The following is a 799-nucleotide window of genomic DNA, read 5'->3' on the forward strand; positions in this document are numbered from 1 at the left end:
CGAGGAGCTGGGCGGCGCCGATGTGCACACTCGCATCTCCGGCGTGGCCGACCACATGGCCGACAACGATCTGCAGGCACTGGCACGGGTGCGCGCGATCATCGCGCAGTTGAACTGGCGCAAGCCGGAGCCGGCGATGGCGGTGCAGGCGCCCGAGGAACCGCTGCTGCCGGCGCATGACCTGTATGGGGTGATCCCCGCCGATACGCGCAAGCCCTACGACGTGCGCGAAGTGATCGCGCGGCTGGTCGATGGCTCGCGCTTCGATGAGTTCAAGCCGCGCTACGGCGCAACGCTGGTGACCGGCTTCGCGCATCTGAACGGCTACCCGATCGGCATCATCGCCAACAACGGCATCCTGTTCTCCGAGTCGGCACTGAAGGGGGCGCACTTCATCGAGCTGTGCACCCAGCGCAACATCCCGCTGGTGTTCCTGCAGAACATCACCGGCTTCATGGTCGGCCGCAAGTACGAACAGGGCGGCATCGCAAAGGACGGCGCCAAGCTGGTGATGGCCGTGGCCTGTGCCAAGGTGCCCAAGTTCACCGTGGTGATCGGCGGCTCGTTCGGTGCCGGCAATTACGGTATGTGCGGCCGCGCCTATTCGCCCAATTTCCTGTGGATGTGGCCGAACGCTCGCATCGGCGTGATGGGCGGCGAACAGGCCGCCAGCGTGCTGGCCACGGTCAAGCGCGATGGCATCGAAGCCAAGGGCGGCCAGTGGCCGGCAGTGGAGGAAGATGCATTCAAGGCACCTATCCGCGACCAGTTCGAGCAGCAGGGCCATCCGTACTACGCC

The 799-nt window shown here is 65.7% G+C and carries 1 protein-coding gene; it reads left to right on the forward strand.

All coding sequences use genetic code 11. From position 1 onward, the window contains the following. On the forward strand, window positions 1-799 hold a 799-nt coding region (locus DAI20_RS19315; RefSeq protein WP_497802633.1), incomplete at both ends, for a carboxyl transferase domain-containing protein.

The sequence above is a fragment of the Planctomonas deserti genome, assembly GCF_003067705.1.
Lineage (GTDB): Bacteria > Actinomycetota > Actinomycetes > Actinomycetales > Microbacteriaceae > Planctomonas > Planctomonas deserti.